Source organism: Palleronia sp. (genome assembly GCF_042089775.1).
Classification (GTDB): domain Bacteria; phylum Pseudomonadota; class Alphaproteobacteria; order Rhodobacterales; family Rhodobacteraceae; genus Palleronia.
In genome coordinates this window covers 1-22,483 of the sequence record NZ_JBELKF010000028.1, presented here as the reverse complement: position 1 = coordinate 22,483, position 22,483 = coordinate 1, and the positions used below count along the sequence as shown (strand labels likewise).

Genomic DNA, 22,483 nt, shown 5'->3' with positions numbered 1-22,483 from the left:
CCATGGGGGCATTAGACGGCAAACGCGTGCTCGTGATGGGCGTTGCGAATGAGCGCTCCATTGCGTGGGGCTGCGCCAAGGCCATGGCCGAAGCCGGGGCCGAGCTTGCCTTCACTTACCAGTCCGACCATCTGCTGAAGCGCGTGCAGCCGCTGGCGGAAAGCGTCGGCAGCGATATCCTGATCCCGGCCGACGTCTCCGACGACGCCAGCATGGACGCCGCCTTCGCCGCCCTGCAGGAACGGTGGGACCGGCTGGACTGCGTCATCCACGCCATCGCCTATTCCGACAAGAACGAGCTTACCGGCCGCATCATCGACACCACGCGCGAGAACTTCCGCAACTCGCTGTCGATCTCGTGCTACAGCCTGATAGATGTGTCGAAGCGCGCCTCGCAGATGATGACCGAGGGCGGCACGATCCTGACGATGACCTACCAGGGCTCGAACAAGGTCACGCCGTTCTACAATGTCATGGGCGTCGCCAAGGCCGCGCTCGAATCGGCGGTGCGGTACCTAGCGAACGACCTCGGCCCCGACGGCATTCGCGTGAACGCGATCTCGCCTGGCCCGATGAAGACGCTGGCTGGTGCGGCGATCGGCGGCGCGCGCAAGACCTTCAAGTTCACCGAAAAGAACGCCCCCCTGCGTGCCAACGCGACGCTCGAGGCGATCGGCGCCACGGCGGTCTACCTCGCCTCGGACGGCGGGGCCTGCACCAGCGGCGAGATCCTCCACGTGGACGGAGGGTTCCATGTTCTCGGAATGCCACAGGTCGACAACATCCAGGCCTGAGCGGGTCCTCGTGATCCTCGGCGCCGCCGTCTGGACTGGCGGCGCCCCCTCCCCCACCCTGCGGCGCCGTTGCGCGGCTGCGGCAGAGCTCTGGGCGACGGGCGGGTTCGACCGGGTGATCCCGTCCGGGGGCGTGGGACGGCATCCCCCTGCTGAGGCGGACGTAATGGCGGGACTGCTGATCGCCAGCGGTGTGCCCCCAGCGGCGATCGACCTGGAACGCCGCGCCACCCGCACGATAGAAACCGCAGAACACGTCGCCGGCATGGTTTCGCCCGACGCACGGATCACTGCCGTCTCGGATCGCTACCACCTCGCGCGTGTCTGGATCGCGTTCCGGTCCCAGGGGCCCGTCGTCAGCCTCGCCTCTGCGCATCGCGCACGACCGGCACCCCGTCGCTCGGTCGCCGCGCGGGCATGGGCACGCGAGGCCGTGGGAAACGTCGCCTACGCGGCGATCTGGTTCAGCGGATATTTCCGACGATGAGGCCGAAAACGAAGGCGCCGATCATGAACGCCATCAGCTTCATCAGATAGGTGGGGCTCGGCTCAGAGGGGTTCAGCCGCTCCCAGATTTCGGCGAGGCGCTCTTTCAGGTCGGACACGTTCTGTCCTTCGCTTTGGATGGTCCCGGCACCGGGAAAGAAAAAGGTGCACCGCCGGGGCGATGCACCATGTTTTCATAAGGCGCAGCTGGTTCAGCTGGCTTCCTTGATCTCGACCAGTTCCACGTCGAAGGTCAGCTGCTGACCAGCGAGCGGATGGTTCGCGTCAAGGGTCACTTCGGCGTCGTTTGCGTCGGTCACCATGACGGGCAGCGTCTGGCCGTCGGGCGTCTGCATCTGCAGCTGCGTGCCGGGATCGACCGGGATGTGGTCCGGGATCTGCTCGCGCGGAACAGCTTGGATGCGGGCCGGATCACGGTCGCCATAGGCTTCGGCCGGCTCGACCACGACCTGCTTTGTGTCACCCTCGGCCATGCCCTGAAGCGCGTTGTCGAGGCCGGGGATGATCTGGCCGGAGCCGAGCTGGAACTCCAGCGGATCACGGCCCTTGGAGCTGTCGAATTGCGTCCCGTCAGCGAGGCTGCCGGAATAATGCATACGTACGGTGTCGCCTGCCTTTGCCTGGCTCATGTCGAATCCTTCCATGTTGGAAATACGAGTTTGTCGAGGCCGCCAGTCTCGGCGGGTGCTCGGTGAGACCTCTTCGACATGGGGCAACCAGCCCCATGTCTCAACCGTAGCGGGGCGATTTTCTGGGGAAACGCACGATTTTCTGGCCGTTTTCCCCGTGAAACACTGATCTTGTGCGCCCCTCGCCCTCATGCGACGGTCCCGTGCGGAGCCGCGAAGCGCTCTGCCACACACACCGTTTCGAGGTCGCCGATGCCTGACTTCACCACCTCCGATGGGCTGCGCCTGCACTACGAAGAGCGCGGGACCGGCCAGCCGATCCTGTGCCTGTCGGGCCTGACCCGCACCGCCCGCGATTTTGACTACCTTGCGCCGCACCTGTCGGACGCGCGGATGATCGCGCTCGACTACCGTGGGCGGGGCAAGTCCGACTGGGCCGACCCAGCGACCTACAACATCCAGATCGAGGGGCGCGATGCGCTGGAACTGCTCGATCACCTCGGGATCGAGCGCGCCGCCATCATCGGCACCTCCCGCGGCGGGCTCATCGCGATGCTCCTTGCCGCCACCGCGCAGGAGCGACTGACCGGCATCTGCCTGAACGACATCGGCCCCGAAATCGCGCCCGCGGGCCTCAAGGCCATCCGCGGCTACGTCGGCCGCAATCCCGCGGCCCGCACTCATGAAGAAGCGCTCGCGGGTCGCGCCGCGCTGCTGCCTGGCTTTGCCAACGTGCCCGAGAGTCGTTGGCGCGAAGAGGTGATGAAGCATTACGAGGAAACGCCCGACGGCCTCGTCATCACCTACGACCCCGCACTTGCCCGCACGCTGGAGGGCGACGGGGCCGCGCCCGACCTCTGGCCGCTGTTCGACGCGACGGCAGGCTTGCCGCTGGCCTGCATTCGCGGCGCGAATTCGGATCTTCTGGCGCCCGAGACCGTCGCGGCCATGCAGGCGCGGCGGCCCGACATGATCTTCGCCGAAGTGCCCGATCGCGGGCATGTCCCGTTCCTTGACGAGCCCGAGGCCCTGCGCGCCGTCGCAGAATGGAGAGACCATCTGTGAACATCGACCGGATCGAAGCCGCGCGAGAGCGTATCCGTGGGCTGGCGCGTGTCACCCCGGTGCTGACCTCGCCGTTCCTGGACGAGATCGCCGGGCGGCGGGTCTTCGTGAAAGCCGAGCCGCTGCAGGTCACCGGCAGCTTCAAGTTCCGTGGCGCGCTGTCGGCGCTGTCGGTCCTCGCGCCCGGTGAAGGCGTGCTCGCCTATTCCTCAGGCAACCACGCGCAGGGCGTCGCCATGGCCGCCCGGTTGCAGGGGCGCGAGGCGGTGATCGTCATGCCCGCCGACGCGCCGGCGCTGAAGATCGCCAACACCCGTGCGCTGGGGGCCGAGGTGGTGCTCTACGACCGGGCGAACGGCGAGAGCCGCGAAGAGATCGGCGATGCGCTGGCGGCCGAACGAGGCCTGCACCTCGTGAGACCCTTCGATGATCCCGAAGTGATTGCCGGACAGGGCACCGTGGGGCTGGAGCTGGCCGAACAAATACCGGCCGATGTCGGCGGCGACGTACTCGTGTGCTGCGGCGGAGGCGGCCTGACTTCGGGAATCGCGCTTGCGCTCGAGGCGCGGCGGCCGGACTTGCGGGTGCGTCCGGTCGAGCCGGAGGGTTTCGACGACACCGCGCGATCGCTGCGATCCGGCCACCGCGAGACGAACCCTCGGGTCAGCGGCTCGATCTGCGACGCGATCCTGACGCCCGCCCCCGGGGAGCTGACTTTTCCCATCCTGCACCGCCTCGCCGGACCGGGCCTCGTGGTCAGCGACGAGGAAGCCCTGCGTGCCATGGCCCTTGCGGCGATCCGCCTGAAGCTCGTCACCGAACCCGGCGGCGCGGTATCGCTTGCCGCCGCGCTGTTCCGGCGAGACGAGATCAGGGGCGACGCGGTCACCGTCGTCGTCTCGGGCGGGAATGCCGATCCCGAAACGCTGGCCCATGCCCTGACCCTGTGACGACCCCGCTGGAGATCCACGAGCGGGGCCGCGGTGCGCCGGTCGTTCTGCTGCATGGCGAGGGGCTCGACGCCTCGATCTGGGACGGCCTCGCCCTGCCCGGTCGCCTTCTGGCCGTGGACCTGCGCGGCCACGGCGCTTCGGAGGTGACAGATCCCCCATACGCAATGGGTGCCCTCGTCCGCGACGTCGAGGCGGCGCTGGGCGGTCGGGACGTGCAGGACGCGGTCCTCGTCGGGCACGGGCTTGGCGGCATGATCGCCCAGGCGCTGGCGGTAAAGCGGCTGAACCTCGTCCGGGCGCTGGTCCTGACCGGCAGCGCGGCCAAGCGCGGGACAGCCGCGCAGTGGCAGGCAGAGGCCGAGGCGGTCGCCCGAGGCGGAATGGAGGCCGTAGCGAAGAACCGTGCCGTGATCTGGGCACCTCGACGCGCCGACCCTGCCCCGCTGCGAGATCGGCTTCTGCGCTGCGACCCGCGCGGCTACCGGGGTGCTTGCACTGCAATCGCAGGCACCGACCTTATGGCGGCGACGGCGACGCTTCGGCTACCTGCGCTGGTCCTCGCCGGCACCGATGATCGCGTGGTGCCGCCCGATCTCGCCCGCGAGACGGCGAGCCTGATCCCCGGTGCCGAGATCGCGCTGCTGAGTGGCGCGGGGCACGTCGCGGCTTTGGACGCGCCCGATGATCTATCGCGACGGATCTCGGACTTCCTCTCGCGGATCGGGCATTTCGTCTGATATGCCCGCGGCAAAACGACCGCACTGCCGCAAATACCGGCCATTTCCACGTTGACCCGCGCAAGGACCCCATCGATACCCCCCCGAGCCACGGAGTCCCGATGCGCCAGCGCCTGCCCCTTTTCTTCATCTTCATGACGCTCGCCATCGACGCGATGGGGATCGGCGTGGTCATCCCGGTCATGCCGCAGCTCATCCAGGAGATCGAGGGCGGCACCGTCGCCTCGGCCGCCGTGTGGGGGGGCATCTTCTCGACCGTCTATGCGCTGATGCAGTTCCTGTGCGGCCCGCTTCTGGGTGCGCTGTCGGATCGGTACGGGCGAAGGCCGCTCTTGCTCATCACGCTGACGGTCATGTCGCTCGACTATGTCGTGGTGGCGTTGGCGGGGAACGTATGGCTGCTTCTGGGCGCGCGCGTCATGGGAGGAATAGCCGCCTCCACCCGGTCGGTCGCGACCGCCTTTATCGCCGACATCTCCACCCCTGAGCAGAAGGCCGCGCGCTTTGGTCTTGTCGGGGCCGCCTTTGGGCTGGGCTTCGTCGCGGGACCGCTGCTGGGCGGCATCCTCGCAGAATACGGCACGCGCGCACCTTTCTGGGCCGCTGCGGCACTGGCTCTAGGCAACATGTTGCTGGGCCTCTTCATCCTGCCCGAAACGGTCACCGATGCAATCCGCCGTCCATTTCACTGGAAGAGGGCGAATCCGTGGAGCACGCTGCTCGACCTTGGCCGCACCGAAAGAGTTGGGCGGCTGACGTTCCTGTTCTTCCTCTACCAGACGGCCTTCTTCGTCTATCCCGCCATCTGGGCCTATTTCGCGAAGGAGCGCTTTGGCTGGGGTCCCGGCACCATCGGCCTGTCACTGGGCCTCTTCGGCATCTCGCTCGCCATCGTGCAGGGCTGGCTGATCCGCTACGTCCTGCGCTGGTTCGGTGATCGGGGTGCGGTGCTGTGGGGCCTCTTGTTCAACGCGAGCGTGTTTCTGCTGCTCGGCCTGCTGGAGTCCGGCCGTGTCGCGCTGATGCTGACGCCGCTGGCCGCAATCGGTGCCGTGGTGATCCCCGCCCTGCAAGCGATGATGAGCCGCGCGATTCCCGATAACGCACAGGGTGGGCTGCAGGGGCTGCTGACCAGCGCCGGTGCGCTGGCCATGATCGTCTCGCCCCTCGTGATGAGCCAGGTCTTCTGGCTCTCGACCGCAGAGAACGCGCCGTTCTACATGCCCGGCGCGCCGTTCTTGCTGTCGATGGCGCTCATGATCGTTTGTGTCGTGGTCTTCCTGGGCCGCAAGAGGATGCGGCCCTAGCGCCTTACAGCCCCGCGCCTGCGACGGCCTTCACGGTCGCCTCGACGATCTGATCGGCCTCCTCCCGCGTCAGGCTGAACGGGGGCGCGAAACCGAGGATGTCGCCGCCCGGCATCGCGCGGCCGATTACGTGAGACTTGGCCAGCTCGCCCGCGACCTTGGCGCCGATCTTGCGCGACGGGTCGAAGAAGGTGCGGCGCGCGCGGTCCTCGACGAACTCGACGGCACAGAGCATCCCCTCGCCACGAACCTCGCCCACATGGGGATGGTCGGCCAGTTCTTCCTTCATCCGGCGGTTCAGGTAGCTTCCAACCTCGCCGGCATTCTGCACCAGCTTCAGGTCGTCCAGCAGCTTCAGGTTCGCCACGCCGGCCGCTGCGCCGATCGGATGGGCCGAGTACGTCCAGCCGTGGCCAATTGGCCCGTTCTCGTCCGTGCCCTGCTCGAGCACCTTCCACACCTTATCGCTGATGATCGAACCGGACAGCGGTGCATAGGCGGACGTCAGGCCCTTCGCGATGGTGATGAAGTCGGGCGTCATCCCGTAATGCTCGGACCCGAACATGGTCCCCAGGCGCCCGAACCCCGTCACGACCTCGTCCGCCACCAGCAGGATGTCGTGCTTGCGCAGGATCGGCTGGATCGCGTCCCAGTATCCGGCCGGAGGGGGAACGATCCCGCCCGTGCCCAGCATCGGCTCGGCCCAGAATGCGGCGATGGTATCGGCGCCCTCGCGCTCGATCATCTCTTCAAGGTCGGCGACACATTGCGCGACGAACTCGGCCTCGTTCTGCTCGAAATTGTCGCGGCGATAGAAGTAAGGCGCAGTCGTGTGCAGGATCGGGCTGAGCGGCAGGTCGAATTTTTCGTGGAACAGCGGCAGCCCGGTCAGCGAGCCCGTCATCAGGCCCGACCCGTGATAGCCCCGCCAGCGTGAGATGATCTTCTTCTTCTGCGGCAGCCCGCGGATGTTGTTGTAGTACCAGATCAGCTTGAGGTTCGTCTCGTTGGCATCCGACCCCGAGAGCCCGAAGTAGACCTTGCTCATGTGATCGGGCGCGCGGTCCATCACCATCTTGGCCAGCGTGATCGACGCTTCTGTGCCGTGGCCGACATAGGCGTGGTAATAGGCAAGCTCCTTCGCCTGCGTTCCGATCGCCTCGGCGATCTCCTGGCGGCCGTAGCCCACGTTCACGCAATAGAGCCCGGCGAACCCGTCGAGCCAGCGCTGGCCGTCCCGATCCTCGATATGGACGCCCTCACCGGTGCGGATGATGCGGCCCTGGGCCTCGCCCCGCGCGTGCTGTGCCAGATGCGTGGAGGGGTGCATGAAGCTCTCACGATCCCACTGTCCCAGTTGATCGTTGCGCAGCGTCTCGTCCATCGCGACCTCCTTGGTTGTCTGATCCCGGCATACGCCTGCGCAGGTGGTGTTCCAACCCCTTGACCCGGACGGCGCTTTGTCCTCCCCTCGAGGGTGGTTCACGATGGGGGCTTCTGTGAAAGACCGCTTCTCCGACGCCGAATTTGTCCGCCGCCTCGCGCTGACCCGCGCCGCGATGGAGAAGGAGGGACTGGACGCGCTGTTCGTCACGAACCCCTCGAACATGAATTGGCTGACCGGCTATGACGGCTGGTCCTTCTACGTTCACCAGGGCGTGCTGATCCTGCACGACGACGACCCGATCTGGTGGGGCCGCCGAATGAACGCCTATGGTGCGCGCCGAACCGTCTGGATGGCCCCGACCCATATCTGGGACTACACCGACGATTACATCCAGTCGGACGAGCGCCACCCGATGCAGACCCTCGCCGCAATTTTCCGCGACAAGGGGCTGGAGCGCGCACGGATCGGCGTCGAGAAAGAGAACTACTACTATACCGCCCGCGCCCACGAGGTCCTGCTCGAAGAGATGCCCGAGGCCGTTTTCACCAACGCCACGAACGCGGTGAACTGGCAGCGCATCGTCAAGTCCGACGAGGAACTGGCGGTGATGCGCAAGGCCGCCGGGATCTCTTCGAAGGTGATCCGCGGGATCATGGAGCGGGTCGAACCCGGGATGGCGAAGAACGAGCTTGTGGCCGAGATCTACCGCGACGCCATCATGGGTACCGACGACGCGTGGGGCGACTATCCGTCCATCGTCCCCCTGCTGCCCTCGGGCCCCGACGCGAGCGCCGCACACCTGACCTGGGACGGCCGCCCCTTCCAGAAGGGCGAGGCGACATTCTTCGAGCTTGCCGGATGCCACCGCCGCTACCACGCCCCCTTCTGCCGCACGGTCTACCTCGGAACACCGCCACAGGAGGTTCTTGACACCGAAGCGGCCCTGATCGAAGCGATCGAGGCGGGGCTTGAGGCTGCCCGCGCCGGCAACCGCGCCATGGACATTGCGATCGCGCTGAAGTCGACGCTGGCAAAGCACGGCATCGACCGGCAGGGGCGCGTCGGCTATTCCGTCGGCCTGTCCTATCCGCCCGACTGGGGCGAGCACACCGTCTCGATCCGCGAGACCGACCATACCTTCCTGCGCCCCGGCATGACACTCCACTTCATGCCCGCCCTCTGGATGGAGGACTGGGGCCTTGAGATCACGGAGACGATCCTGATCCGCGAAGACGGCGCCGCCGAATGCCTCTGCGACTATCCGCGCAAGCTGATCGTCAAGCGATGAGCCTTGGGATCGCAAAGCAGCACCTCGCCGGCCTTGTGGCGTTTCCCACGGTGTCGCACCTGCAGAATCGCGACCTCATCGACTGGTATGCCGAAAAGCTGGAGAGCATCGGCGCGCGTGTGCGGGTTCTGGCCGCGCCCGAAGACGGCAAGGCCAACCTCTTCGCAACGATCGGCCCCGAGGGCGACGACGGCATTGTCCTGTCCGGTCACACGGATGTGGTGCCCGCGGAAGAGGCGACCTGGACCTCCGACCCCTTCAGGCTGCGCGAGGCTGACGGCCGCCTCTATGCGCGCGGGGCCTGCGACATGAAGGGATTCCTCGCCTGCGCCCTTGCTGTCGCGCCGCTCTATGCACAAGGAACGCTCCGCCGCCCCGTCCACTTTGCACTGACCCATGACGAAGAGATCGGCTGCCTTGGTGCGCAGGATCTTGTGGCGCTCCTGAAGCGCGAGGCTCTACGCCCCGCCGCCGCAATCATCGGCGAGCCCACGTCGATGCGGATCATCGAAGGCCACAAGGGGTGCTGCGAATATACGACCACTTTCCACGGGCTCGAAGGCCATGCTTCCGACCCTCAGCGCGGCGTTTCGGCCATCGAATACGCCACCCGCTTCGCTGCGCGCCTTCTCGATCTGCGGCAGGAATTGAAGGATCGAGCTCCCGAAGGGTGCCGCTTCGAACCGCCCTACTCTACCGCGCAGGTCGGCCGGATGGAGGGCGGCACCGCCCGGAACGTCATCGCCGGTCTCGCAACAGTCGAGTGGGAGCTTCGAGCGATCAACGCCGCCGACAAGGAGCATGCCACCGCCACGATGCGCGACTACTGCAACAAGATACTGCTTCCGGCCATGCGGAAAATTCGACCGGAGGCTGATATCGAGACCACAACCATTGGCGAGGTGTCGGGCCTGGAACCGCTGACGGATAACGAAGCGCGCGAGATCGTGGCGCATCTGACCGGAGACGACGGCGCAGCCCTCGTGTCTTTCGGAACCGAAGCCGGTCTGTTCCAGTCCCTCGGGTGCTCAGCGGTCGTCTGTGGTCCGGGGTCGATCGAGCAGGCGCACAAGGCGAATGAATTTGTCGAGACGGACCAGCTCGCCGCTTGCCTCGGGATGCTGGAAAAGCTGAACGCCCAGCTGCGTTGACGGACGCCTAGCGCAGGTGAGAAAACGCCCTCGCGAATCCGAGAGTCAGTTCGAGTTGCAGGACACGGGCGGCAGGAGCCTGTCGCTCCCTTTTCCCTTCTTGGCCCTCGGCGACCCTGAAGCTTCGCTCACATCGGCATGGCGTGGAACCGCCACGTTTGATGGAGAACCCTTGACAGGTCAGGCAGGGGAGCACCGTCGTCCCGCCGGCGGTTTCCATCTTTCCGGATTGCCCCGCCCAAGGCCTCTGCCTGTTTGATGCGGCCAGATTCTTGGCCCGTGCCCTTCGGCTGCGACGGCTGATGGACACCATCCGCATCCGTGGGGTTTTGCGAACGACCCGGCCAGCGCGCCTCTTCGGCACAAGGATTCCTTTGACCACCCCCGACACCGCGATGTGCCTGAGCTGCTGCGGCTCTGTGCAGGAGCACCACCTCGGCGCCCGCCTCGGGGACTGCCTCCCCCTCCAGAGGCAGCTTATAGGGCGTCCAGTCGAAGACACTGTATGCACGCGCCATATGTTCATCAGGGTACGCGGCTCGCAATCGGAGCGGCGCCATTGATGTACGTAACGCCTTCGCGAAAGCTGCGGCCACCCCGCTGGTCAATACTGACGCGCTCGTGGAAAGCCGTCATGAAAGTGGAGGTCGGCTGAATTGCGACGTGGCTGCCCCGCAGGCGTGGCCGGAAGCGGGCCCTCGGCACGCGTCGGCCGATGCTGCTGCCAGACGCGCCCAACATCCGCTGGAGCCTCGATTTCGTCAGCGACGCGCTGACAGACGGGCGCCGGTTCCGGGTTCTGGCCGTGGTCGACGACTACAGCCGCGAATGCCCGGTGCTGGTGGCGGACACCTCGCTGTCGGGCCATCGCGTCGCACGGGAACTCGACGCCGTGATCGCCGAGCGAGGGCGCCCGGCCATCGTGGTCAGCGACAATAGCACGGAGCTGATCTCGGTGGCGATCCTGTCCTGGTGCCAGCGCACCAGCGTCGAGCGGCACCACATCGCGCCCGGCAAGCCGATGCAGAACGGCTTCGTCGAGAGCTTCAACGGCGCTTCCGGGACGAGCTGTTGAACGAGACCCACTTCTCGACCCTCGGCGAGGTCGGGCAGCAGATCCGCGCCTGGCAGCACGACTACAACCACCACAGCCCGCCTTCTGGCCTCGGGAACATCCCACCAGCCGAGTTGATGGCAAGGAAGGGACTGGAAACGCGCGCCGCGTAGCCCCGGAGATCAACCTGCGGACTCTCCGGAAATCCGGAGGAGAGCCAGGTCTCAGATCAGCGGCTACACGACAGGAGCAAAGCATGGCCCATCCACGCGCTTTTCGGCTGACGGTTCGGCTTGCTACGGAGGAAAGGCCTCAGCTTCGCGGAAATTCATGCTCTGCAGCACAGCCAGCGGCATCAAGCTGGAGACATCTCGCGCTACTGCGTGGAGCTTGCCGAAGCGCTCCGTCCTCGGAGGCTTTGTTCCACAGCAAGCTTGTCTGCCCCCCGGCCGAGTTGCTCCGGAGGTGCTGACAGATGAGGACACGACCATCTTTCCATGCAGTCGGATCACCTGCAAACTCGAGCGCGTCACTCTATCAACGGAGGTTGTCGCCGCTCTCAGCCTTCCTCTTGTAGTGAGCGACGCTCCGCGCGACCGCCGGATCGGCCATGGGCGGACGTCGCCTCCTCTCGGCCGCGCCACGCCTCACGAAGGGCGTGATTCGCCGAGCCCGTTCTATCCCGCAATTAACCTCGTCGGGAGAAACGCAGCAGGTGAAATCCGCGTCGCCTGAGACGCCGGGGCCCACGCGCATGCTTGAAGCTATTCAAGCTCTCACAATTTTCGACGGGTTTATCCGTCTCTGGATCAAGAGCTTTCGTGCCTTCAAGACCGGGCACCATCGCTAACGATGAGGACGAACGGCACATCGAACTCTCCGCCAGTCCCCCGCCGGCGGGAGATTCAGACGGGAGCAATGCGGAAAGAAATGGGCCTGCCGACTTTTCAGTCGGCAGGCCGGCAGGACGCATACCCCACATTGCAAAATGACTCCGCTGACTGTGACATTCCATGTCACAGCGAAGAGGCACTCTCAGCCACGCTCTTCGACGATCTGCACGAGATGCGGGACCTTGTTCACCATGCCCCGGATCGAGGGCGTATCCTCGAGTTCGCGGGTGCGGTGCATCTTGTTCAGCCCCAAGCCCACGAGGATCTGGCGCTGAACTGCAGGGCGGCGGATCGGCGATCCGATCTGCTTGACGACGATGGTCTTGGCCATGGCTTACGCCTCCTCCGCGACTTGGGTCGAGGCGTCCGGCTGCTCGTCGCGCTTGGGCAGGATGTCGGCGACCTTCTTGCCGCGGCGCTGTGCCACAGAACGCGGCGATGCCTGGTTCCGCAGGCCGTCCAGCGTGGCACGGATCATGTTGTAGGGGTTCTGCGAACCGTTCGACTTCGCGACGACGTCCTGGACGCCCAGCATCTCGAACACCGCACGCATCGGACCACCGGCGATGATGCCGGTACCCTGCGGCGCGGTCCGCATCACGACCTTGCCAGCGCCGTGGCGGCCGAGGCCGTCATGGTGCAGCGTACGGCCGTCGCGCAGCGGGACGCGGATCATGTTGCGCTTGGCAGACTCGGTAGCCTTGCGGATGGCCTCGGGAACCTCCTTGGCCTTGCCCTTGCCGAAGCCGACGCGGCCCCGCTGGTCGCCCACGACGACGAGCGCGGCGAAACCGAAGCGCTTGCCGCCTTTGACGGTCTTGGACACACGATTGATCGCGACGAGGCGATCAGCAAATTCCGGCGTTTCGTCGCGGTCGCGACGATTGTTCCGGCGCTCTTCTCTGGCCATGCCAGCTCCTTCCGGTTCGGGCCGTTCGGCCCTTTATATTCCAATCCTGGTGCCCGAAGGCCCGGATCATCGAGGCCGGGGGCAGCCCCCGGCCTGCGCGGTCACAGCTTCAGACCACCTTCGCGCGCCGCATCCGCGAGCGCTTTGATGGAGCCGTGATAGAGGAAGCCACCACGATCGAAATACGCCTCTTCGACGCCTTTCGCCTTGGCACGTTCCGCGATGGCAGCGCCGACCTTGGCCGCCGCATCCACGTTGTTCTTGCCGACCATGCCCAGATCCTTCTCAAGGGTCGAGGCGTGGGCGAGCGTCACGCCCTGATCGTCGTCGATCAGCTGGGCATGAATGTTCTTGTTCGAACGGTGAACCGAGAGCCGAAGCTTCCCGGTGTTCACCTTGCGAAGCTTGTTCCGGACGCGCAGGCGGCGTTTCTGGAACAGCTGGAGTTTGCTGTTTGCCATGTGTCCGGCTCCTTACTTCTTCTTGCCTTCCTTACGGAAGATGAACTCGCCCTTATAGCGGATGCCCTTGCCCTTGTAGGGCTCAGGACGCCGCCAGTCGCGAATGTTCGCGGCGACTTGGCCGACATGCTGCTCGTTGATGCCCTCGACGATGATGTCGGTGGGCTTGGGAACAGTGACGGTTACGCCTTCCGGCACCTCGAAATCCACATCGTGGCTGAGGCCCAGGTTCAGCTTCAGGACGTTGCCCTGCAACTGAGCGCGGTAACCAACGCCCGTGATCTCAAGCTCTTTCTTGAACCCCAACGTCACGCCCTGCACGAGGTTCGCGATGTTGGTCCGGGCCATGCCCCATTGCTGGCGCGCACGCTTCGAGTTGCCGCGCGGCGTGACGGTAACGGCGTTGTCTTCAACCGCCAGCGTCACGTCGTCCGTGGCTTGGAACGAGCGGGAGCCCTTCGGGCCCTTCACTTCGATCCGTTGACCATCGATGTTCGCCTCGACACCCGAGGGCAGCTCGACGGGACGTTTTCCGATACGAGACATTTCTCCCTCCTTAGAATACGGTGCAGAGTACTTCGCCGCCGACATTGGCGGAGCGCGCGGCCTGGTCCGACATCACGCCCTTGGCGGTCGAGACGATGGACACCCCAAGGCCCTGGCGGACCGACGGAATATCCGACACGCCCATATAGACGCGGCGGCCGGGCTTCGAGACGCGCTTGATCTCTTTGATGACAGGCGTCCCCTCGTAGTACTTGAGGGAGATCTCGATGACGGGGTGGCCCCGTTCGTCGGTCGCATGTTCATAGCTGCGGATGTAGCCCTCGGCCTGGAGCACATCGAGCACCCAGCCGCGAAGCTTGGAGGCCGGCGTGCGGACAGTGGACTTGCCGCGCATTTGCGCGTTGCGGATACGGGTCAGCATATCGCCGAGAGGATCGTTCATCATGTGTAATCCTCCTTACCAGCTCGACTTGACCATGCCGGGGATCTGGCCCGAAGAGCCTAGGTCCCGGAGCGCGATCCGGCTCATTCTTAGCTTACGATAGTAGCCGTGGGGACGGCCCGTAAGCTGACAACGGTTGTGCAGACGGGTAGCCGAAGAGTTCCGCGGCAGCTTGGCCAGCTTCAGCTGGGCCTTGAACCGCTCTTCCATCGGCCGCTCTTCGTCGCGAGCGACTTCCTTCAGCGAGGCACGCTTGGCGGCATACTTGTCCACCAGAGCCTGACGCTTCTTCTCGCGTTCGATCATTGCTTTCTTGGCCATGATATTCCTTCCCAGGCTCAGCTGCTGAAGGGCATGTTGAAATGCTTCAACAGCGCCTTGGCTTCCGCGTCGGTTTCGGCGGTGGTGACGATGATGACGTCCATGCCCCAAACTTCGTCCACTTGGTCAAAGTTGATCTCGGGGAAGACGATGTGCTCCTTGATGCCCATGGCGAAGTTGCCCCGGCCGTCGAAGGCCGGCTTCACGCCACGGAAGTCACGGACGCGCGGCAGCGCGATGGTGACGAAGCGATCGAGGAAATCGTACATCCGGTCGCCACGAAGGGTTACCTTCGCACCGATCGGCATGTCCTCACGCACCCGAAAGCCCGCGATGGACTTCTTGGCTTTGGTGATGACGGCCTGCTGACCGGCGATGCGGGTCAGGTCGTCGGCGGCAGTCTTGGCCTTTTTCGAGTCGCGAACCGCCTCTGAGCCCGCACCGATATTCAGCACGATCTTCTCGAGACGCGGAATCTGCATGTCGTTCTTGTAGGAGAATTCCTCCTTCAGAGCGGGGCGGATCTCGTCGCGGAACTTCGCCTTGAGACGCGGGGTATAATTTGCTTGGTCGAGCATCAGATCGCGTCTCCCGTGGTCTTGGCAAAGCGGACCTTCTTGCCGTCTTCCTCGCGGAAGCCGACGCGGGTGGCCTTGCCGTTGGTGTCGATGAGCGCGAGGTTCGACAGGTCGATAGGCATTGCCTTGGGCGTGCGACCGCCCTGACTCGTCTGGCTCTGGCGCACGTGGCGGATGGCGACGTTCACGCCTTCGACCACGGCCTTGCCCTTGGCGGGCATAACCTGCTGGATCTCGCCCTGCTTGCCCTTGTCCTTGCCGGCAAGGACGACGACTTTGTCACCTTTGCGGAGTTTGGCAGCCATTACAGCACCTCCGGGGCAAGCGAGATGATCTTCATGTAGTTCTTGGCACGAAGCTCACGCACCACCGGCCCGAAGATACGGGTGCCGACGGGCTCGCCATTGTTGTTGAGGATTACGGCGGCGTTGCGATCGAAGCGGATCGCGGTGCCGTCTTCGCGGCGCACTTCCTTGGCGGTGCGCACGACGACGGCCTTGCGCACGTCGCCTTTCTTGACGCGGCCGCGAGGAATCGCCTCTTTCACCGAGACGACAATGACGTCGCCCACAGAGGCATATTTCCGCTTCGACCCGCCGAGGACCTTGATGCACTGAACCTTCCGAGCACCGGAATTGTCAGCGACATCCAGATTGGTCTGCATCTGGATCATGGATGTGTCTCCCGACCTTCAGGGACTCTCGCCCTGGGGTTTCGCTCAATGGAACCGGGGCCGCGAGGGCCCCGGATGAACGACCGATCAGTGTTCGGCCGCTTCCCTCTCTTCATGGCGCTGCTCGTCGGACACCTGCTGTGCCTTGGCAGCTTCGGCCTTCTCGGAGAGATAGGCCTGCATCATCTCATCCGTCATGACTTCCCACCGCTTCGTCTTCGACTTGGGGGCGCATTCCCGGATGCTGACCTTGTCACCAACGTTGAACTGATTGTTCTCGTCGTGCGCACGGTACTTTTTCGACTTCCGGATCGTCTTCTTGTAGATCGGGTGCGTCAGGCGACGCTCGACGGAGACGGTCACGGTCTGGGCGTTCTGGTTCGAGGTCACGACGCCACTGAGGATACGCTTCGGCATGGTCTCAGGCCTCCGACTTGGCGGCGTCGCGCGCCTTTTCGTTCAGGATCGTCTGCACCCGCGCGACGTCACGGCGGACGAGGCGCATGCGGGCGGTGTTCTCAAGCTGGTTCGTTGCCTGCTGGAAGCGCAGGTTGAATTGCTCTTTCTTGAGCTGGGCAAGCTGATCACGCAGCTCGTCCGGGGTCTTGCCCCGAAGGTCTTGGGCGTCGAGCGCCATTCGCGGTCTCCTTCGTCAACATCACCGGCAGGCCCCTGTCCGATACCGCGTCGGGGTCACCCTGTTTCCCGGTGGAGGTAGATGAGCGGGCCGTATAGGCGCATCTCAGCTGCGATGCAACCATCCATTTCCGACCCGCTGGCCATACGCCGAAAGCGCCGCTACTTCAGTGGTTTCGGGTTCAGCGACGCCGCGTTCAAGTCGATGATCCCGCCAGCCTTCGATGATTACTGACCAGCCGTTGAAGCGCTCAGACCCACTTATAATTGAAGCTGACGCTGACTCGTTCTTCTTCGGCCATGTTCATCGGCACTTCATGGCGCAGCCAGCTCTCCCAAAGAAGGACCTCGCCAACCTCTGGCGCCACGTAGTGGAAGTTCTTCAACTCTTGCGCTGCATCCTTCCGGCGCGGCGGCGCGGCCATCATCATCGGGAACCGCGGGTCCTCGAAGCGAATCGCGCTCGTCCCTTCCGGCATGGCAACATAGGTCGTGCCCGAGATCACCGAGTGCGGATGAAGGTGGCCGGAATGGCTTCCGCCTTCCGGGAGGATGTTGATCCAGAGATCCTCGAGTTCCAGCCGCCCCTCCCCTAGGTCGAACTCAAGTTCCTCTGCAAAAGTCGCAACATGGGCATTCAGCGACTTCACCAGGTCCCCGAAGATCGGCATACGCCACGGAAGGTCGGTGAGCGAGGCGTAGGAGGTATAGCCAGGATATCCGTTCTCCTCGCACCATTCCTGGCCCGCCTCATCATCCTCTGCGACGGAGAAGCACGTCGCTTCCATCTCGCGCGGATCGATTGCGGGGCCGTGCGCCCCGAGGGGAGCGCGGTAGAGGCGGGTCACGAAGAGCGATGAAATCTGGGTCATAGCGCTCCTCTACCCCGCCGCCTGCGCGTTGGCGAGAGCGGCATTGAGAAGTCCGGAAGCAAAGCTGCCAGCTGGGATGCGCAGCGTGTTATCGGCCTCCGCGTTCGTCGCACAGGTCGCGGAGCCGGACATTCCAGGCGTCGCGCCGCAGGCCCAGGTAGAGGCGCGGTTCCTCTCCACATCCTGCGCCGCAGATATCCGTCGCGATGGAAAAGAAACACCCCCTGCCGCCGTCGCAGCAGAGGGTGCCTCTCGCGTCTCTTGCAGGTCGACTGGCTTACCAGTCTTCCCGAGCAACAACCCGCGTCTTGATCGGCAGCTTCATCGCCGCGAGGCGCAACGCCTCGCGAGCAACGTTATCCGTTACACCGTCGAGCTCGAACATCACGCGACCCGGCTTCACCTTGGCCGTCCAGCGGTCGACGGAGCCTTTACCTTTACCCATGCGAACCTCGATCGGCTTCGCCGTCACAGGGACGTCCGGGAAGATGCGGATCCAGACACGGCCCTGACGCTTCATGTGGCGCGTCATGGCACGACGAGCGGCCTCGATCTGCCGCGCGGTGATGCGCTCCGGCTCGACCGCCTTCAGACCGAACGACCCGAAGTTCAGGTCAGACCCGCCCTTCGCTTCGCCGTGAATCCGGCCCTTGTGCATCTTACGGAATTTTGTGCGCTTCGGCTGAAGCATGGCTTAGCCCTCCTTAGCGACGGCCGCCGGCGCCACGGGGCGTCGGGCCGTCTTGCAGTTCCTGGGCGCGGCGGTCGCGGGCTTGCGGATCATGCTCAAGGATCTCGCCTTTGAAGATCCAGACCTTGATCCCGATGATCCCGTAAGCCGTCTTCGCCTCGACATTCGCAAAGTCGATATCGGCGCGGAGCGTGTGCAGCGGCACCCGGCCCTCGCGATACCACTCGGTCCGCGCAATCTCGGCGCCGCCAAGACGGCCGGCGAGGTTCACGCGGATGCCAAGCGCACCCATGCGCATGGCGTTCTGGACCGAACGCTTCATGGCACGACGGAAAGACACGCGCCGCTCGAGCTGCTGAGCGATCGACTCGCCCACAAGCGTGGCGTCGAGTTCCGGCTTGCGAACCTCGACGACGTTCAGGTGCAGCTCGCTATCGGTCATCTTCGACAGCTTGCGGCGCAGCGTCTCGATGTCCGCGCCCTTCTTGCCGATGATGACACCGGGACGTGCGGTGTGGATCGTGACGCGGCACTTTCGGTGCGGACGCTCGATGATCACACGGCTGATGCCGGCGGCCTTGCACTCCGTCTTGATGAACTCGCGGATTGCAACGTCCTCAAGGAGGAGATCGCCGTAGTTCTTCGTGTCGGCATACCAGCGGCTGTCCCAGGTCCGGTTGACCTGAAGCCGCATGCCGATCGGGTTGACCTTGTTACCCATCAGGCTTGCTCCTCGACTTGGCGGACCTTGATCGTGATTTCCGAGAATGGCTTGACGATGCGACCGAAACGCCCACGAGCACGCGGACGGCCGCGCTTCATCACCAGGTTCTTGCCCACATAAGCCTCGGCGACGACGAGTTCGTCAACGTCAAGGTTATGGTTGTTCTCGGCATTCGCGATGGCCGACTGAAGGCACTTCTTCACGTCGAGCGCGATGCGCTTCTTCGAGAAGGTAAGGTCCTGCAGGGCCTTTTCGACCTTCTTGCCGCGGATGAGACCGGCCACGAGGTTCAGCTTCTGCGGCGAAGTGCGGAGCATCCGCGTTTTCGCCATCGCCTCGTTTTCGGCCACGCGGCGGGGATTCTTTTCCTGCGCCATTGGCTTACTTCCTCTTGGCTTTCTTGTCCGCAGCGTGACCGTAATAAGTCCGCGTCGGAGAGTATTCGCCGAACTTCTGGCCGATCATCTCTTCGGTCACGTTCACCGGCACATGCTTTTTGCCGTTGTAGACACCGAAGGTAAGGCCGACGAATTGCGGCAGGATGGTGGAGCGGCGCGACCAGATCTTGATGACCTCGTTGCGGCCCGACTCGCGGGTTTTTTCGGCCTTCTTGAGGACATAGCTGTCGACAAAAGGCCCCTTCCAGACGGAACGAGACATCGATTACCGGCCTTTCTTGCGGGCGTGACGCGAGCGCACGATGAGCTTCTGCGACGCCTTGTTCTTGTTACGGGTGCGCGCGCCCTTGGTGGGCTTGCCCCACGGCGTCACCGGGTGACGACCGCCCGAGGTCCGACCCTCACCACCACCATGCGGGTGGTCGATCGGGTTCATGACGACACCACGAACCGAGGGACGCTTGCCCTGGTGGCGCGACCGGCCGGCCTTGCCGAAGTTCTGGTTCGAGTTGTCGGGGTTCGAGACCGCGCCAACCGTCGCCATGCATTCCTGGCGCACCAGGCGAAGCTCGCCCGAGGACAGGCGGATCTGCGCGTAGCCGCCGTCACGGCCGACGAACTGGGCATAGGTGCCCGCGGCGCGTGCGATCTGGCCGCCCTTGCCGGGCTTGAGCTCGATGTTGTGAACGATCGTGCCGATCGGCATGCCCTGGAACGGCATCGCGTTGCCGGGCTTCACATCGACCTTGGCGCCGGAGATGATTTTGTCGCCAACGCCCAGGCGCTGCGGCGCCAAGATGTAGCGTTGCTCGCCATCGGTGTATTGGATCAGCGCGATGAAGGCGGTCCGATTCGGGTCATATTCGATCCGAACGACGACAGCCTCGACGTCGTGCTTGTTCCGCTTGAAATCGACCACGCGATAGAGCCGCTTGGCTCCGCCACCGATGCGGCGCATCGTGATACGTCCGGTGTTGTTCCGGCCGCCGTGCTTTTTCAGACCCTCGGTGAGGGCCTTGACAGGGCGACCTTTCCACAGCTCCGAACGGTCGATCAGAACCAGCCCGCGCTGGCCCGGCGTCGTCGGCTTGTACGACTTGAGTGCCATGCTTTCTGTCTTCCGTTTCTGTGGCGACCCGAAGATGGGCCGCGGATGGTGAAGGGCCCCGAAGGTCCCCAAACGAAGCGGCCCCGAGTTACCCCAGGGCCGCCAAGATGTGGCCTGCTATTACAGGCCCGTGGTCACGTCAATGGTATTGCCCTCTTCGAGCGTGACATACGCCTTCTTGACCGTGTTCCGGCGCCCCATGATGCCGCGGAACCGCTTAGCCTTGCCCTTGGTGATGGTCGTGTTCACGGCCTTCACCTTGACGTTGAACAGGTCTTCGACAGCGGCCTTGATCTCGGGCTTCGATGCATCCTTCGACACTTCGAACACCACGGCACCATGCTCGGACGCCATCGTCGCCTTTTCAGTGATCACGGGCTTCCGGATCACGTCGTAGTGCTTGATCTTATCGCTCATTTCAGACGAGCCTCCAGAGCTTCGATCCCCGCCTTGGTGATCACGAGGGTATCACGCTTGAGGATGTCGTACACGTTGGCGCCCATCGACGGCAGCACGTCAACGCCTTCGAGGTTCCGGGCAGCCTTGGCGAAGTTCTCGTTCACCGATTGGCCATCGATGACGAGGGCGCGCTTCCAGCCGAGTTCCTTGACCTTCGACGCAAGCGCCTTGGTCTTTGCTTCGGCCAAGTCGGCCGACTCGATGACGATGAGGTTGCCCTCACGCGCCTTCGAAGACAGCGCATGCTTGAGCCCCAGCTGGCGGAACTTCTTGGTCAGCTCGTGGCCGTGCGACCGCGGAGTCGGGCCCTTGTAGACGCCACCCTTCCGGAAGATCGGCGCGTTTCGGTCACCATGGCGTGCGCCACCGGTACCCTTCTGCCGGTAGATCTTCTTGGTCGAATAGCTGGTCTCGGACCGGGTCTTCACCTTGTGCGTGCCCTGCTGCGCGTTGTTCCGCTGCCAGCGGACCACGCGGTGCAGGATGTCGGCCCGCGGCTCAAGGCCGAAGATCTCGTCATCGAGATCGACCGACCCGTTCGTGCCGCCGTCGAGCGTCAGGATATCCGTTTTCATTGGTCACCTTCCTTCTTCTCGGCATCCGAGTTGTCGGCATCCGACTGCTCGTTCGCGAGGTCGGCCTGAGCCTCTTCGAGGGCGGCTTCTTCCTGCGCAGCCTGCTCAGCGGCAAGACGCTCCTGCTCCGCAGCCTCGGCGGCGGCGGCTTCCTCGGCGGCGGCCTGCGCGGCGCGCTCGGCTTCCTCGGCAGCCGACTTCAGCGCGGCGGGATAGATCACGCCTTCGGGCGTGGCCTTCTTGACCGCGTCCTTGATCGTGACCCAGCCACCCTTCGACCCCGGGACCGCGCCCTTGACCATGATCAGGCCACGGTCGGCATCGGTGCGCACGACCTGCAGGTTCTGCGTAGTCACGCGGGCGGCGCCCATGTGGCCGGCCATCTTCTTGCCCTTGAACACCTTGCCGGGGTCCTGACACTGACCGGTCGAACCATGCGATCGGTGCGAGATCGACACGCCGTGCGACGCGCGCAGACCACCGAAGTTGTGCCGCTTCATGGCACCTTGGAAGCCCTTACCGATCGAGGTGCCGGATACGTCGACGAACTGGCCCTCGAAGTAGTGGTTCGCGGTGATCTCTTCGCCCACGTCGATCATGTTCTCGGGGGCGACCCGGAACTCGGCGATCTTGCGCTTGGGCTCGACCTTGGCGATCGAGAAATGACCGCGCATGGCCTTGGATACGTTCTTCGGCTTCGCATTGCCCGCGCCGAGCTGGACGGCCGTGTAGCCGTGGCTCTCGGCCGTGCGCTGTGCAACAACCTGAAGTTTGTCGAGTTGCAGGACGGTGACGGGTACTTGCCGGCCATCTTCCTGGAAGATCCGCGTCATGCCGACCTTCTTGGCTATAACACCAGAGCGCAGCATGTTCAGGCCCCCATAACCTTGATGTCAACGGCGACGCCGGCCGCGAGGTCGAGCTTCATCAGCGCGTCCACGGTCTGAGGCGTCGGATCGACGATGTCGAGCATCCGCTTGTGAGTGCGGATCTCGAACTGATCGCGCGACTTCTTGTCCACGTGCGGACCACGCAGGACGGTGAACTTCTCGATCTTGTTCGGCATCGGGATCGGTCCGCGTACGGACGCCCCGGTGCGCTTGGCGGTCGAGACGATTTCCTGGGTGGAGCTGTCGAGCACCCGGTAGTCGAACGCCTTGAGGCGGATACGAATATTCTGGCTTGCGGCCATTGTTCTCATTCCCTGGGCAGGGTGGCGGTCGAGAGGTGGACCGGGCTCATTCCCCGCCCACGTCGGACCGAATTGGAAAAGGTGCGCCTTGACGGCGCACCCCGCGACACGCTTTTGCGCGTCTTACTCGATGATTTTCGAGACGACGCCGGCGCCGACGGTGCGGCCGCC

At 64.4% G+C, this 22,483-nt stretch carries 32 protein-coding genes and 1 pseudogene; 9 read left to right on the top strand and 24 right to left on the bottom strand.

Annotated elements, in window-relative coordinates; genetic code table 11:
• The first annotated feature begins 2 nt into the window (after nt 1-2).
• Both ACFDS3_RS09130 and ACFDS3_RS09125 read left to right on the top strand, forming a co-directional pair.
• Nucleotides 3-794: an enoyl-ACP reductase gene (locus ACFDS3_RS09130; RefSeq protein ID WP_375262041.1), complete on the top strand. Its 792-nt coding sequence runs from the start codon at nt 3-5 to the stop codon at nt 792-794.
• Nucleotides 795-804: 10 nt separating this feature from the next.
• A complete protein-coding gene (locus ACFDS3_RS09125; protein ID WP_375262040.1) occupies nt 805-1,281 on the top strand; it encodes a YdcF family protein in 477 nt (158 codons plus the stop codon).
• Here the strand turns inward: ACFDS3_RS09125 and ACFDS3_RS09120 are convergent.
• A complete protein-coding gene (locus ACFDS3_RS09120) occupies nt 1,259-1,399 on the bottom strand; it encodes a hypothetical protein (protein WP_375262039.1) in 141 nt (46 codons plus the stop codon). The two genes, ACFDS3_RS09125 and ACFDS3_RS09120, sit on opposite strands and share 23 nt — an antisense overlap.
• A gap of 93 nt (nt 1,400-1,492) precedes the next feature.
• Nucleotides 1,493-1,930: a peptidylprolyl isomerase gene (locus ACFDS3_RS09115; protein ID WP_375262038.1), complete on the bottom strand. Its 438-nt coding sequence runs from the start codon at nt 1,928-1,930 to the stop codon at nt 1,493-1,495.
• A 252-nt stretch (nt 1,931-2,182) separates the two neighbouring features.
• On the opposite strand from ACFDS3_RS09115, the gene ACFDS3_RS09110 reads away from it, so the two are divergent.
• The 4 genes from ACFDS3_RS09110 to ACFDS3_RS09095 all read left to right on the top strand — a co-directional run bounded on the left by ACFDS3_RS09110 (nt 2,183) and on the right by ACFDS3_RS09095 (nt 5,992).
• The gene (locus tag ACFDS3_RS09110; protein WP_375262037.1) at nt 2,183-2,995 is read left to right on the top strand and encodes an alpha/beta fold hydrolase; all 813 of its coding nucleotides are present in this window, start codon (nt 2,183-2,185) and stop codon (nt 2,993-2,995) included.
• Nucleotides 2,977-3,945, top strand: a complete 969-nt coding sequence (locus ACFDS3_RS09105) for a threonine/serine dehydratase (RefSeq protein ID WP_375262036.1) — start codon at nt 2,977-2,979, stop codon at nt 3,943-3,945. Before ACFDS3_RS09110 ends, ACFDS3_RS09105 begins: the two co-directional genes overlap by 19 nt.
• Nucleotides 3,942-4,685 (top strand): alpha/beta fold hydrolase, encoded by a 744-nt coding sequence (locus ACFDS3_RS09100; protein ID WP_375262035.1) that lies wholly within the window; start codon nt 3,942-3,944, stop codon nt 4,683-4,685. The genes ACFDS3_RS09105 and ACFDS3_RS09100 overlap by 4 nt, the downstream gene beginning before the upstream one ends.
• Before the next feature lie 101 nt (nt 4,686-4,786).
• Nucleotides 4,787-5,992, top strand: coding sequence for a TCR/Tet family MFS transporter (locus ACFDS3_RS09095; RefSeq protein ID WP_375262034.1), 1,206 nt, complete (start codon nt 4,787-4,789; stop codon nt 5,990-5,992).
• A 4-nt stretch (nt 5,993-5,996) separates the two neighbouring features.
• Here ACFDS3_RS09095 and ACFDS3_RS09090 read toward each other — a convergent pair whose 3' ends face one another.
• Entirely contained in the window at nt 5,997-7,376 is a 1,380-nt protein-coding gene (locus ACFDS3_RS09090) for an aspartate aminotransferase family protein (protein WP_375262033.1), read from the bottom strand.
• A gap of 115 nt (nt 7,377-7,491) precedes the next feature.
• Between ACFDS3_RS09090 and ACFDS3_RS09085 the strand changes: the two genes are divergently transcribed.
• The 3 genes and pseudogenes from ACFDS3_RS09085 to ACFDS3_RS09075 form a co-directional block, all read left to right on the top strand.
• The gene (locus tag ACFDS3_RS09085; RefSeq protein WP_375262032.1) at nt 7,492-8,667 is read left to right on the top strand and encodes a M24 family metallopeptidase; all 1,176 of its coding nucleotides are present in this window, start codon (nt 7,492-7,494) and stop codon (nt 8,665-8,667) included.
• On the top strand, nt 8,664-9,818 hold the full coding sequence (argE, locus tag ACFDS3_RS09080; RefSeq protein ID WP_375262031.1) for an acetylornithine deacetylase: 1,155 nt from the start codon (nt 8,664-8,666) through the stop codon (nt 9,816-9,818). The genes ACFDS3_RS09085 and argE overlap by 4 nt, the downstream gene beginning before the upstream one ends.
• Before the next feature lie 673 nt (nt 9,819-10,491).
• Nucleotides 10,492-11,045: pseudogene (locus ACFDS3_RS09075) on the top strand (integrase core domain-containing protein); the annotation flags it as partial.
• Between the two features lie 862 nt (nt 11,046-11,907).
• Here the strand turns inward: ACFDS3_RS09075 and rpmD are convergent.
• The 21 genes from rpmD to rpsJ all read right to left on the bottom strand — a co-directional run bounded on the left by rpmD (nt 11,908) and on the right by rpsJ (nt 22,312).
• On the bottom strand, nt 11,908-12,096 hold the full coding sequence (rpmD, locus tag ACFDS3_RS09070; protein WP_085853250.1) for a 50S ribosomal protein L30: 189 nt from the start codon (nt 12,094-12,096) through the stop codon (nt 11,908-11,910).
• Between the two features lie 3 nt (nt 12,097-12,099).
• Entirely contained in the window at nt 12,100-12,675 is a 576-nt protein-coding gene (gene rpsE / locus ACFDS3_RS09065) for a 30S ribosomal protein S5 (protein ID WP_375262030.1), read from the bottom strand.
• A 101-nt stretch (nt 12,676-12,776) separates the two neighbouring features.
• Nucleotides 12,777-13,136 carry a 50S ribosomal protein L18 gene (rplR, locus tag ACFDS3_RS09060; protein ID WP_375262029.1) on the bottom strand — a complete coding sequence of 120 codons (360 nt, stop codon included), beginning with the start codon at nt 13,134-13,136 and terminating at the stop codon, nt 12,777-12,779.
• Between the two features lie 12 nt (nt 13,137-13,148).
• Nucleotides 13,149-13,682 carry a 50S ribosomal protein L6 gene (gene rplF, locus ACFDS3_RS09055; RefSeq protein ID WP_375262028.1) on the bottom strand — a complete coding sequence of 178 codons (534 nt, stop codon included), beginning with the start codon at nt 13,680-13,682 and terminating at the stop codon, nt 13,149-13,151.
• Nucleotides 13,683-13,692: 10 nt separating this feature from the next.
• The gene (gene rpsH, locus ACFDS3_RS09050) at nt 13,693-14,085 is read right to left on the bottom strand and encodes a 30S ribosomal protein S8 (protein ID WP_375262061.1); all 393 of its coding nucleotides are present in this window, start codon (nt 14,083-14,085) and stop codon (nt 13,693-13,695) included.
• 15 nt (nt 14,086-14,100) lie between these two features.
• On the bottom strand, nt 14,101-14,406 hold the full coding sequence (gene rpsN, locus ACFDS3_RS09045; protein WP_375262027.1) for a 30S ribosomal protein S14: 306 nt from the start codon (nt 14,404-14,406) through the stop codon (nt 14,101-14,103).
• Nucleotides 14,407-14,423: 17 nt separating this feature from the next.
• Nucleotides 14,424-14,984, bottom strand: a complete 561-nt coding sequence (gene rplE, locus ACFDS3_RS09040; RefSeq protein ID WP_375262026.1) for a 50S ribosomal protein L5 — start codon at nt 14,982-14,984, stop codon at nt 14,424-14,426.
• The gene (rplX, locus tag ACFDS3_RS09035; RefSeq protein ID WP_375262025.1) at nt 14,984-15,289 is read right to left on the bottom strand and encodes a 50S ribosomal protein L24; all 306 of its coding nucleotides are present in this window, start codon (nt 15,287-15,289) and stop codon (nt 14,984-14,986) included. The genes rplE and rplX overlap by 1 nt, the downstream gene beginning before the upstream one ends.
• Nucleotides 15,289-15,657, bottom strand: a complete 369-nt coding sequence (gene rplN / locus ACFDS3_RS09030) for a 50S ribosomal protein L14 (RefSeq protein ID WP_085853257.1) — start codon at nt 15,655-15,657, stop codon at nt 15,289-15,291. The genes rplX and rplN overlap by 1 nt, the downstream gene beginning before the upstream one ends.
• Nucleotides 15,658-15,744: 87 nt before the next feature.
• Nucleotides 15,745-16,074 (bottom strand): 30S ribosomal protein S17, encoded by a 330-nt coding sequence (gene rpsQ, locus ACFDS3_RS09025; RefSeq protein ID WP_375262024.1) that lies wholly within the window; start codon nt 16,072-16,074, stop codon nt 15,745-15,747.
• A 4-nt stretch (nt 16,075-16,078) separates the two neighbouring features.
• Nucleotides 16,079-16,294, bottom strand: a complete 216-nt coding sequence (rpmC, locus tag ACFDS3_RS09020; protein WP_375262023.1) for a 50S ribosomal protein L29 — start codon at nt 16,292-16,294, stop codon at nt 16,079-16,081.
• A gap of 250 nt (nt 16,295-16,544) precedes the next feature.
• Entirely contained in the window at nt 16,545-17,165 is a 621-nt protein-coding gene (locus ACFDS3_RS09015) for a 2OG-Fe(II) oxygenase family protein (protein WP_375262022.1), read from the bottom strand.
• A gap of 277 nt (nt 17,166-17,442) precedes the next feature.
• Nucleotides 17,443-17,856, bottom strand: coding sequence for a 50S ribosomal protein L16 (rplP, locus tag ACFDS3_RS09010; protein WP_375262021.1), 414 nt, complete (start codon nt 17,854-17,856; stop codon nt 17,443-17,445).
• Between the two features lie 13 nt (nt 17,857-17,869).
• On the bottom strand, nt 17,870-18,577 hold the full coding sequence (gene rpsC, locus ACFDS3_RS09005) for a 30S ribosomal protein S3 (protein ID WP_375262020.1): 708 nt from the start codon (nt 18,575-18,577) through the stop codon (nt 17,870-17,872).
• Nucleotides 18,577-18,957, bottom strand: a complete 381-nt coding sequence (rplV, locus tag ACFDS3_RS09000) for a 50S ribosomal protein L22 (RefSeq protein WP_375262019.1) — start codon at nt 18,955-18,957, stop codon at nt 18,577-18,579. The genes rpsC and rplV overlap by 1 nt, the downstream gene beginning before the upstream one ends.
• A gap of 4 nt (nt 18,958-18,961) precedes the next feature.
• Nucleotides 18,962-19,240, bottom strand: coding sequence for a 30S ribosomal protein S19 (gene rpsS, locus ACFDS3_RS08995; RefSeq protein ID WP_375262018.1), 279 nt, complete (start codon nt 19,238-19,240; stop codon nt 18,962-18,964).
• 3 nt (nt 19,241-19,243) lie between these two features.
• Nucleotides 19,244-20,086, bottom strand: coding sequence for a 50S ribosomal protein L2 (rplB, locus tag ACFDS3_RS08990; protein ID WP_375262017.1), 843 nt, complete (start codon nt 20,084-20,086; stop codon nt 19,244-19,246).
• A 120-nt stretch (nt 20,087-20,206) separates the two neighbouring features.
• Nucleotides 20,207-20,503, bottom strand: coding sequence for a 50S ribosomal protein L23 (locus ACFDS3_RS08985; protein ID WP_085853267.1), 297 nt, complete (start codon nt 20,501-20,503; stop codon nt 20,207-20,209).
• Entirely contained in the window at nt 20,500-21,120 is a 621-nt protein-coding gene (gene rplD / locus ACFDS3_RS08980) for a 50S ribosomal protein L4 (RefSeq protein ID WP_375262016.1), read from the bottom strand. Before rplD ends, ACFDS3_RS08985 begins: the two co-directional genes overlap by 4 nt.
• Nucleotides 21,117-21,989: a 50S ribosomal protein L3 gene (gene rplC, locus ACFDS3_RS08975; RefSeq protein ID WP_375262015.1), complete on the bottom strand. Its 873-nt coding sequence runs from the start codon at nt 21,987-21,989 to the stop codon at nt 21,117-21,119. The genes rplD and rplC overlap by 4 nt, the downstream gene beginning before the upstream one ends.
• Before the next feature lie 2 nt (nt 21,990-21,991).
• Nucleotides 21,992-22,312, bottom strand: coding sequence for a 30S ribosomal protein S10 (rpsJ, locus tag ACFDS3_RS08970; RefSeq protein WP_085853270.1), 321 nt, complete (start codon nt 22,310-22,312; stop codon nt 21,992-21,994).
• Between the last annotated feature and the right edge of the window lie 171 nt (nt 22,313-22,483).

What these genes read in the sequence shown, in the direction of transcription:
- argE (WP_375262031.1), top strand. Translation starts at nt 8,664, where the DNA reads ATGAGCCTTGGGATCGCAAAGCAGCACCTCGCCGGCCTTGTGGCGTTT.
- rplR (WP_375262029.1), bottom strand. Translation starts at nt 13,136, where the DNA reads ATGGCAAACAGCAAACTCCAGCTGTTCCAGAAACGCCGCCTGCGCGTC.
- rplE (WP_375262026.1), bottom strand. Translation starts at nt 14,984, where the DNA reads ATGCTCGACCAAGCAAATTATACCCCGCGTCTCAAGGCGAAGTTCCGC.
- rplX (WP_375262025.1), bottom strand. Translation starts at nt 15,289, where the DNA reads ATGGCTGCCAAACTCCGCAAAGGTGACAAAGTCGTCGTCCTTGCCGGC.
- rplN (WP_085853257.1), bottom strand. Translation starts at nt 15,657, where the DNA reads ATGATCCAGATGCAGACCAATCTGGATGTCGCTGACAATTCCGGTGCT.
- ACFDS3_RS09015 (WP_375262022.1), bottom strand. Translation starts at nt 17,165, where the DNA reads ATGACCCAGATTTCATCGCTCTTCGTGACCCGCCTCTACCGCGCTCCC.
- rplD (WP_375262016.1), bottom strand. Translation starts at nt 21,120, where the DNA reads ATGAAAACGGATATCCTGACGCTCGACGGCGGCACGAACGGGTCGGTC.
- ACFDS3_RS09105 (WP_375262036.1), top strand. Translation starts at nt 2,977, where the DNA reads ATGGAGAGACCATCTGTGAACATCGACCGGATCGAAGCCGCGCGAGAG.
- rpmC (WP_375262023.1), bottom strand. Translation starts at nt 16,294, where the DNA reads ATGGCGCTCGACGCCCAAGACCTTCGGGGCAAGACCCCGGACGAGCTG.
- rpsH (WP_375262061.1), bottom strand. Translation starts at nt 14,085, where the DNA reads ATGAACGATCCTCTCGGCGATATGCTGACCCGTATCCGCAACGCGCAA.
- rpsC (WP_375262020.1), bottom strand. Translation starts at nt 18,577, where the DNA reads ATGGGTAACAAGGTCAACCCGATCGGCATGCGGCTTCAGGTCAACCGG.
- ACFDS3_RS09115 (WP_375262038.1), bottom strand. Translation starts at nt 1,930, where the DNA reads ATGAGCCAGGCAAAGGCAGGCGACACCGTACGTATGCATTATTCCGGC.
- ACFDS3_RS09095 (WP_375262034.1), top strand. Translation starts at nt 4,787, where the DNA reads ATGCGCCAGCGCCTGCCCCTTTTCTTCATCTTCATGACGCTCGCCATC.
- ACFDS3_RS08985 (WP_085853267.1), bottom strand. Translation starts at nt 20,503, where the DNA reads ATGAGCGATAAGATCAAGCACTACGACGTGATCCGGAAGCCCGTGATC.
- rplF (WP_375262028.1), bottom strand. Translation starts at nt 13,682, where the DNA reads ATGTCTCGTATCGGAAAACGTCCCGTCGAGCTGCCCTCGGGTGTCGAG.
- rpsJ (WP_085853270.1), bottom strand. Translation starts at nt 22,312, where the DNA reads ATGGCCGCAAGCCAGAATATTCGTATCCGCCTCAAGGCGTTCGACTAC.
- rpmD (WP_085853250.1), bottom strand. Translation starts at nt 12,096, where the DNA reads ATGGCCAAGACCATCGTCGTCAAGCAGATCGGATCGCCGATCCGCCGC.
- rplC (WP_375262015.1), bottom strand. Translation starts at nt 21,989, where the DNA reads ATGCTGCGCTCTGGTGTTATAGCCAAGAAGGTCGGCATGACGCGGATC.
- ACFDS3_RS09110 (WP_375262037.1), top strand. Translation starts at nt 2,183, where the DNA reads ATGCCTGACTTCACCACCTCCGATGGGCTGCGCCTGCACTACGAAGAG.
- rplB (WP_375262017.1), bottom strand. Translation starts at nt 20,086, where the DNA reads ATGGCACTCAAGTCGTACAAGCCGACGACGCCGGGCCAGCGCGGGCTG.
- rplP (WP_375262021.1), bottom strand. Translation starts at nt 17,856, where the DNA reads ATGCTTCAGCCGAAGCGCACAAAATTCCGTAAGATGCACAAGGGCCGG.
- ACFDS3_RS09090 (WP_375262033.1), bottom strand. Translation starts at nt 7,376, where the DNA reads ATGGACGAGACGCTGCGCAACGATCAACTGGGACAGTGGGATCGTGAG.
- rplV (WP_375262019.1), bottom strand. Translation starts at nt 18,957, where the DNA reads ATGGCGCAGGAAAAGAATCCCCGCCGCGTGGCCGAAAACGAGGCGATG.
- rpsQ (WP_375262024.1), bottom strand. Translation starts at nt 16,074, where the DNA reads ATGCCGAAGCGTATCCTCAGTGGCGTCGTGACCTCGAACCAGAACGCC.
- rpsE (WP_375262030.1), bottom strand. Translation starts at nt 12,675, where the DNA reads ATGGCCAGAGAAGAGCGCCGGAACAATCGTCGCGACCGCGACGAAACG.
- ACFDS3_RS09130 (WP_375262041.1), top strand. Translation starts at nt 3, where the DNA reads ATGGGGGCATTAGACGGCAAACGCGTGCTCGTGATGGGCGTTGCGAAT.
- rpsS (WP_375262018.1), bottom strand. Translation starts at nt 19,240, where the DNA reads ATGTCTCGTTCCGTCTGGAAGGGGCCTTTTGTCGACAGCTATGTCCTC.
- rpsN (WP_375262027.1), bottom strand. Translation starts at nt 14,406, where the DNA reads ATGGCCAAGAAAGCAATGATCGAACGCGAGAAGAAGCGTCAGGCTCTG.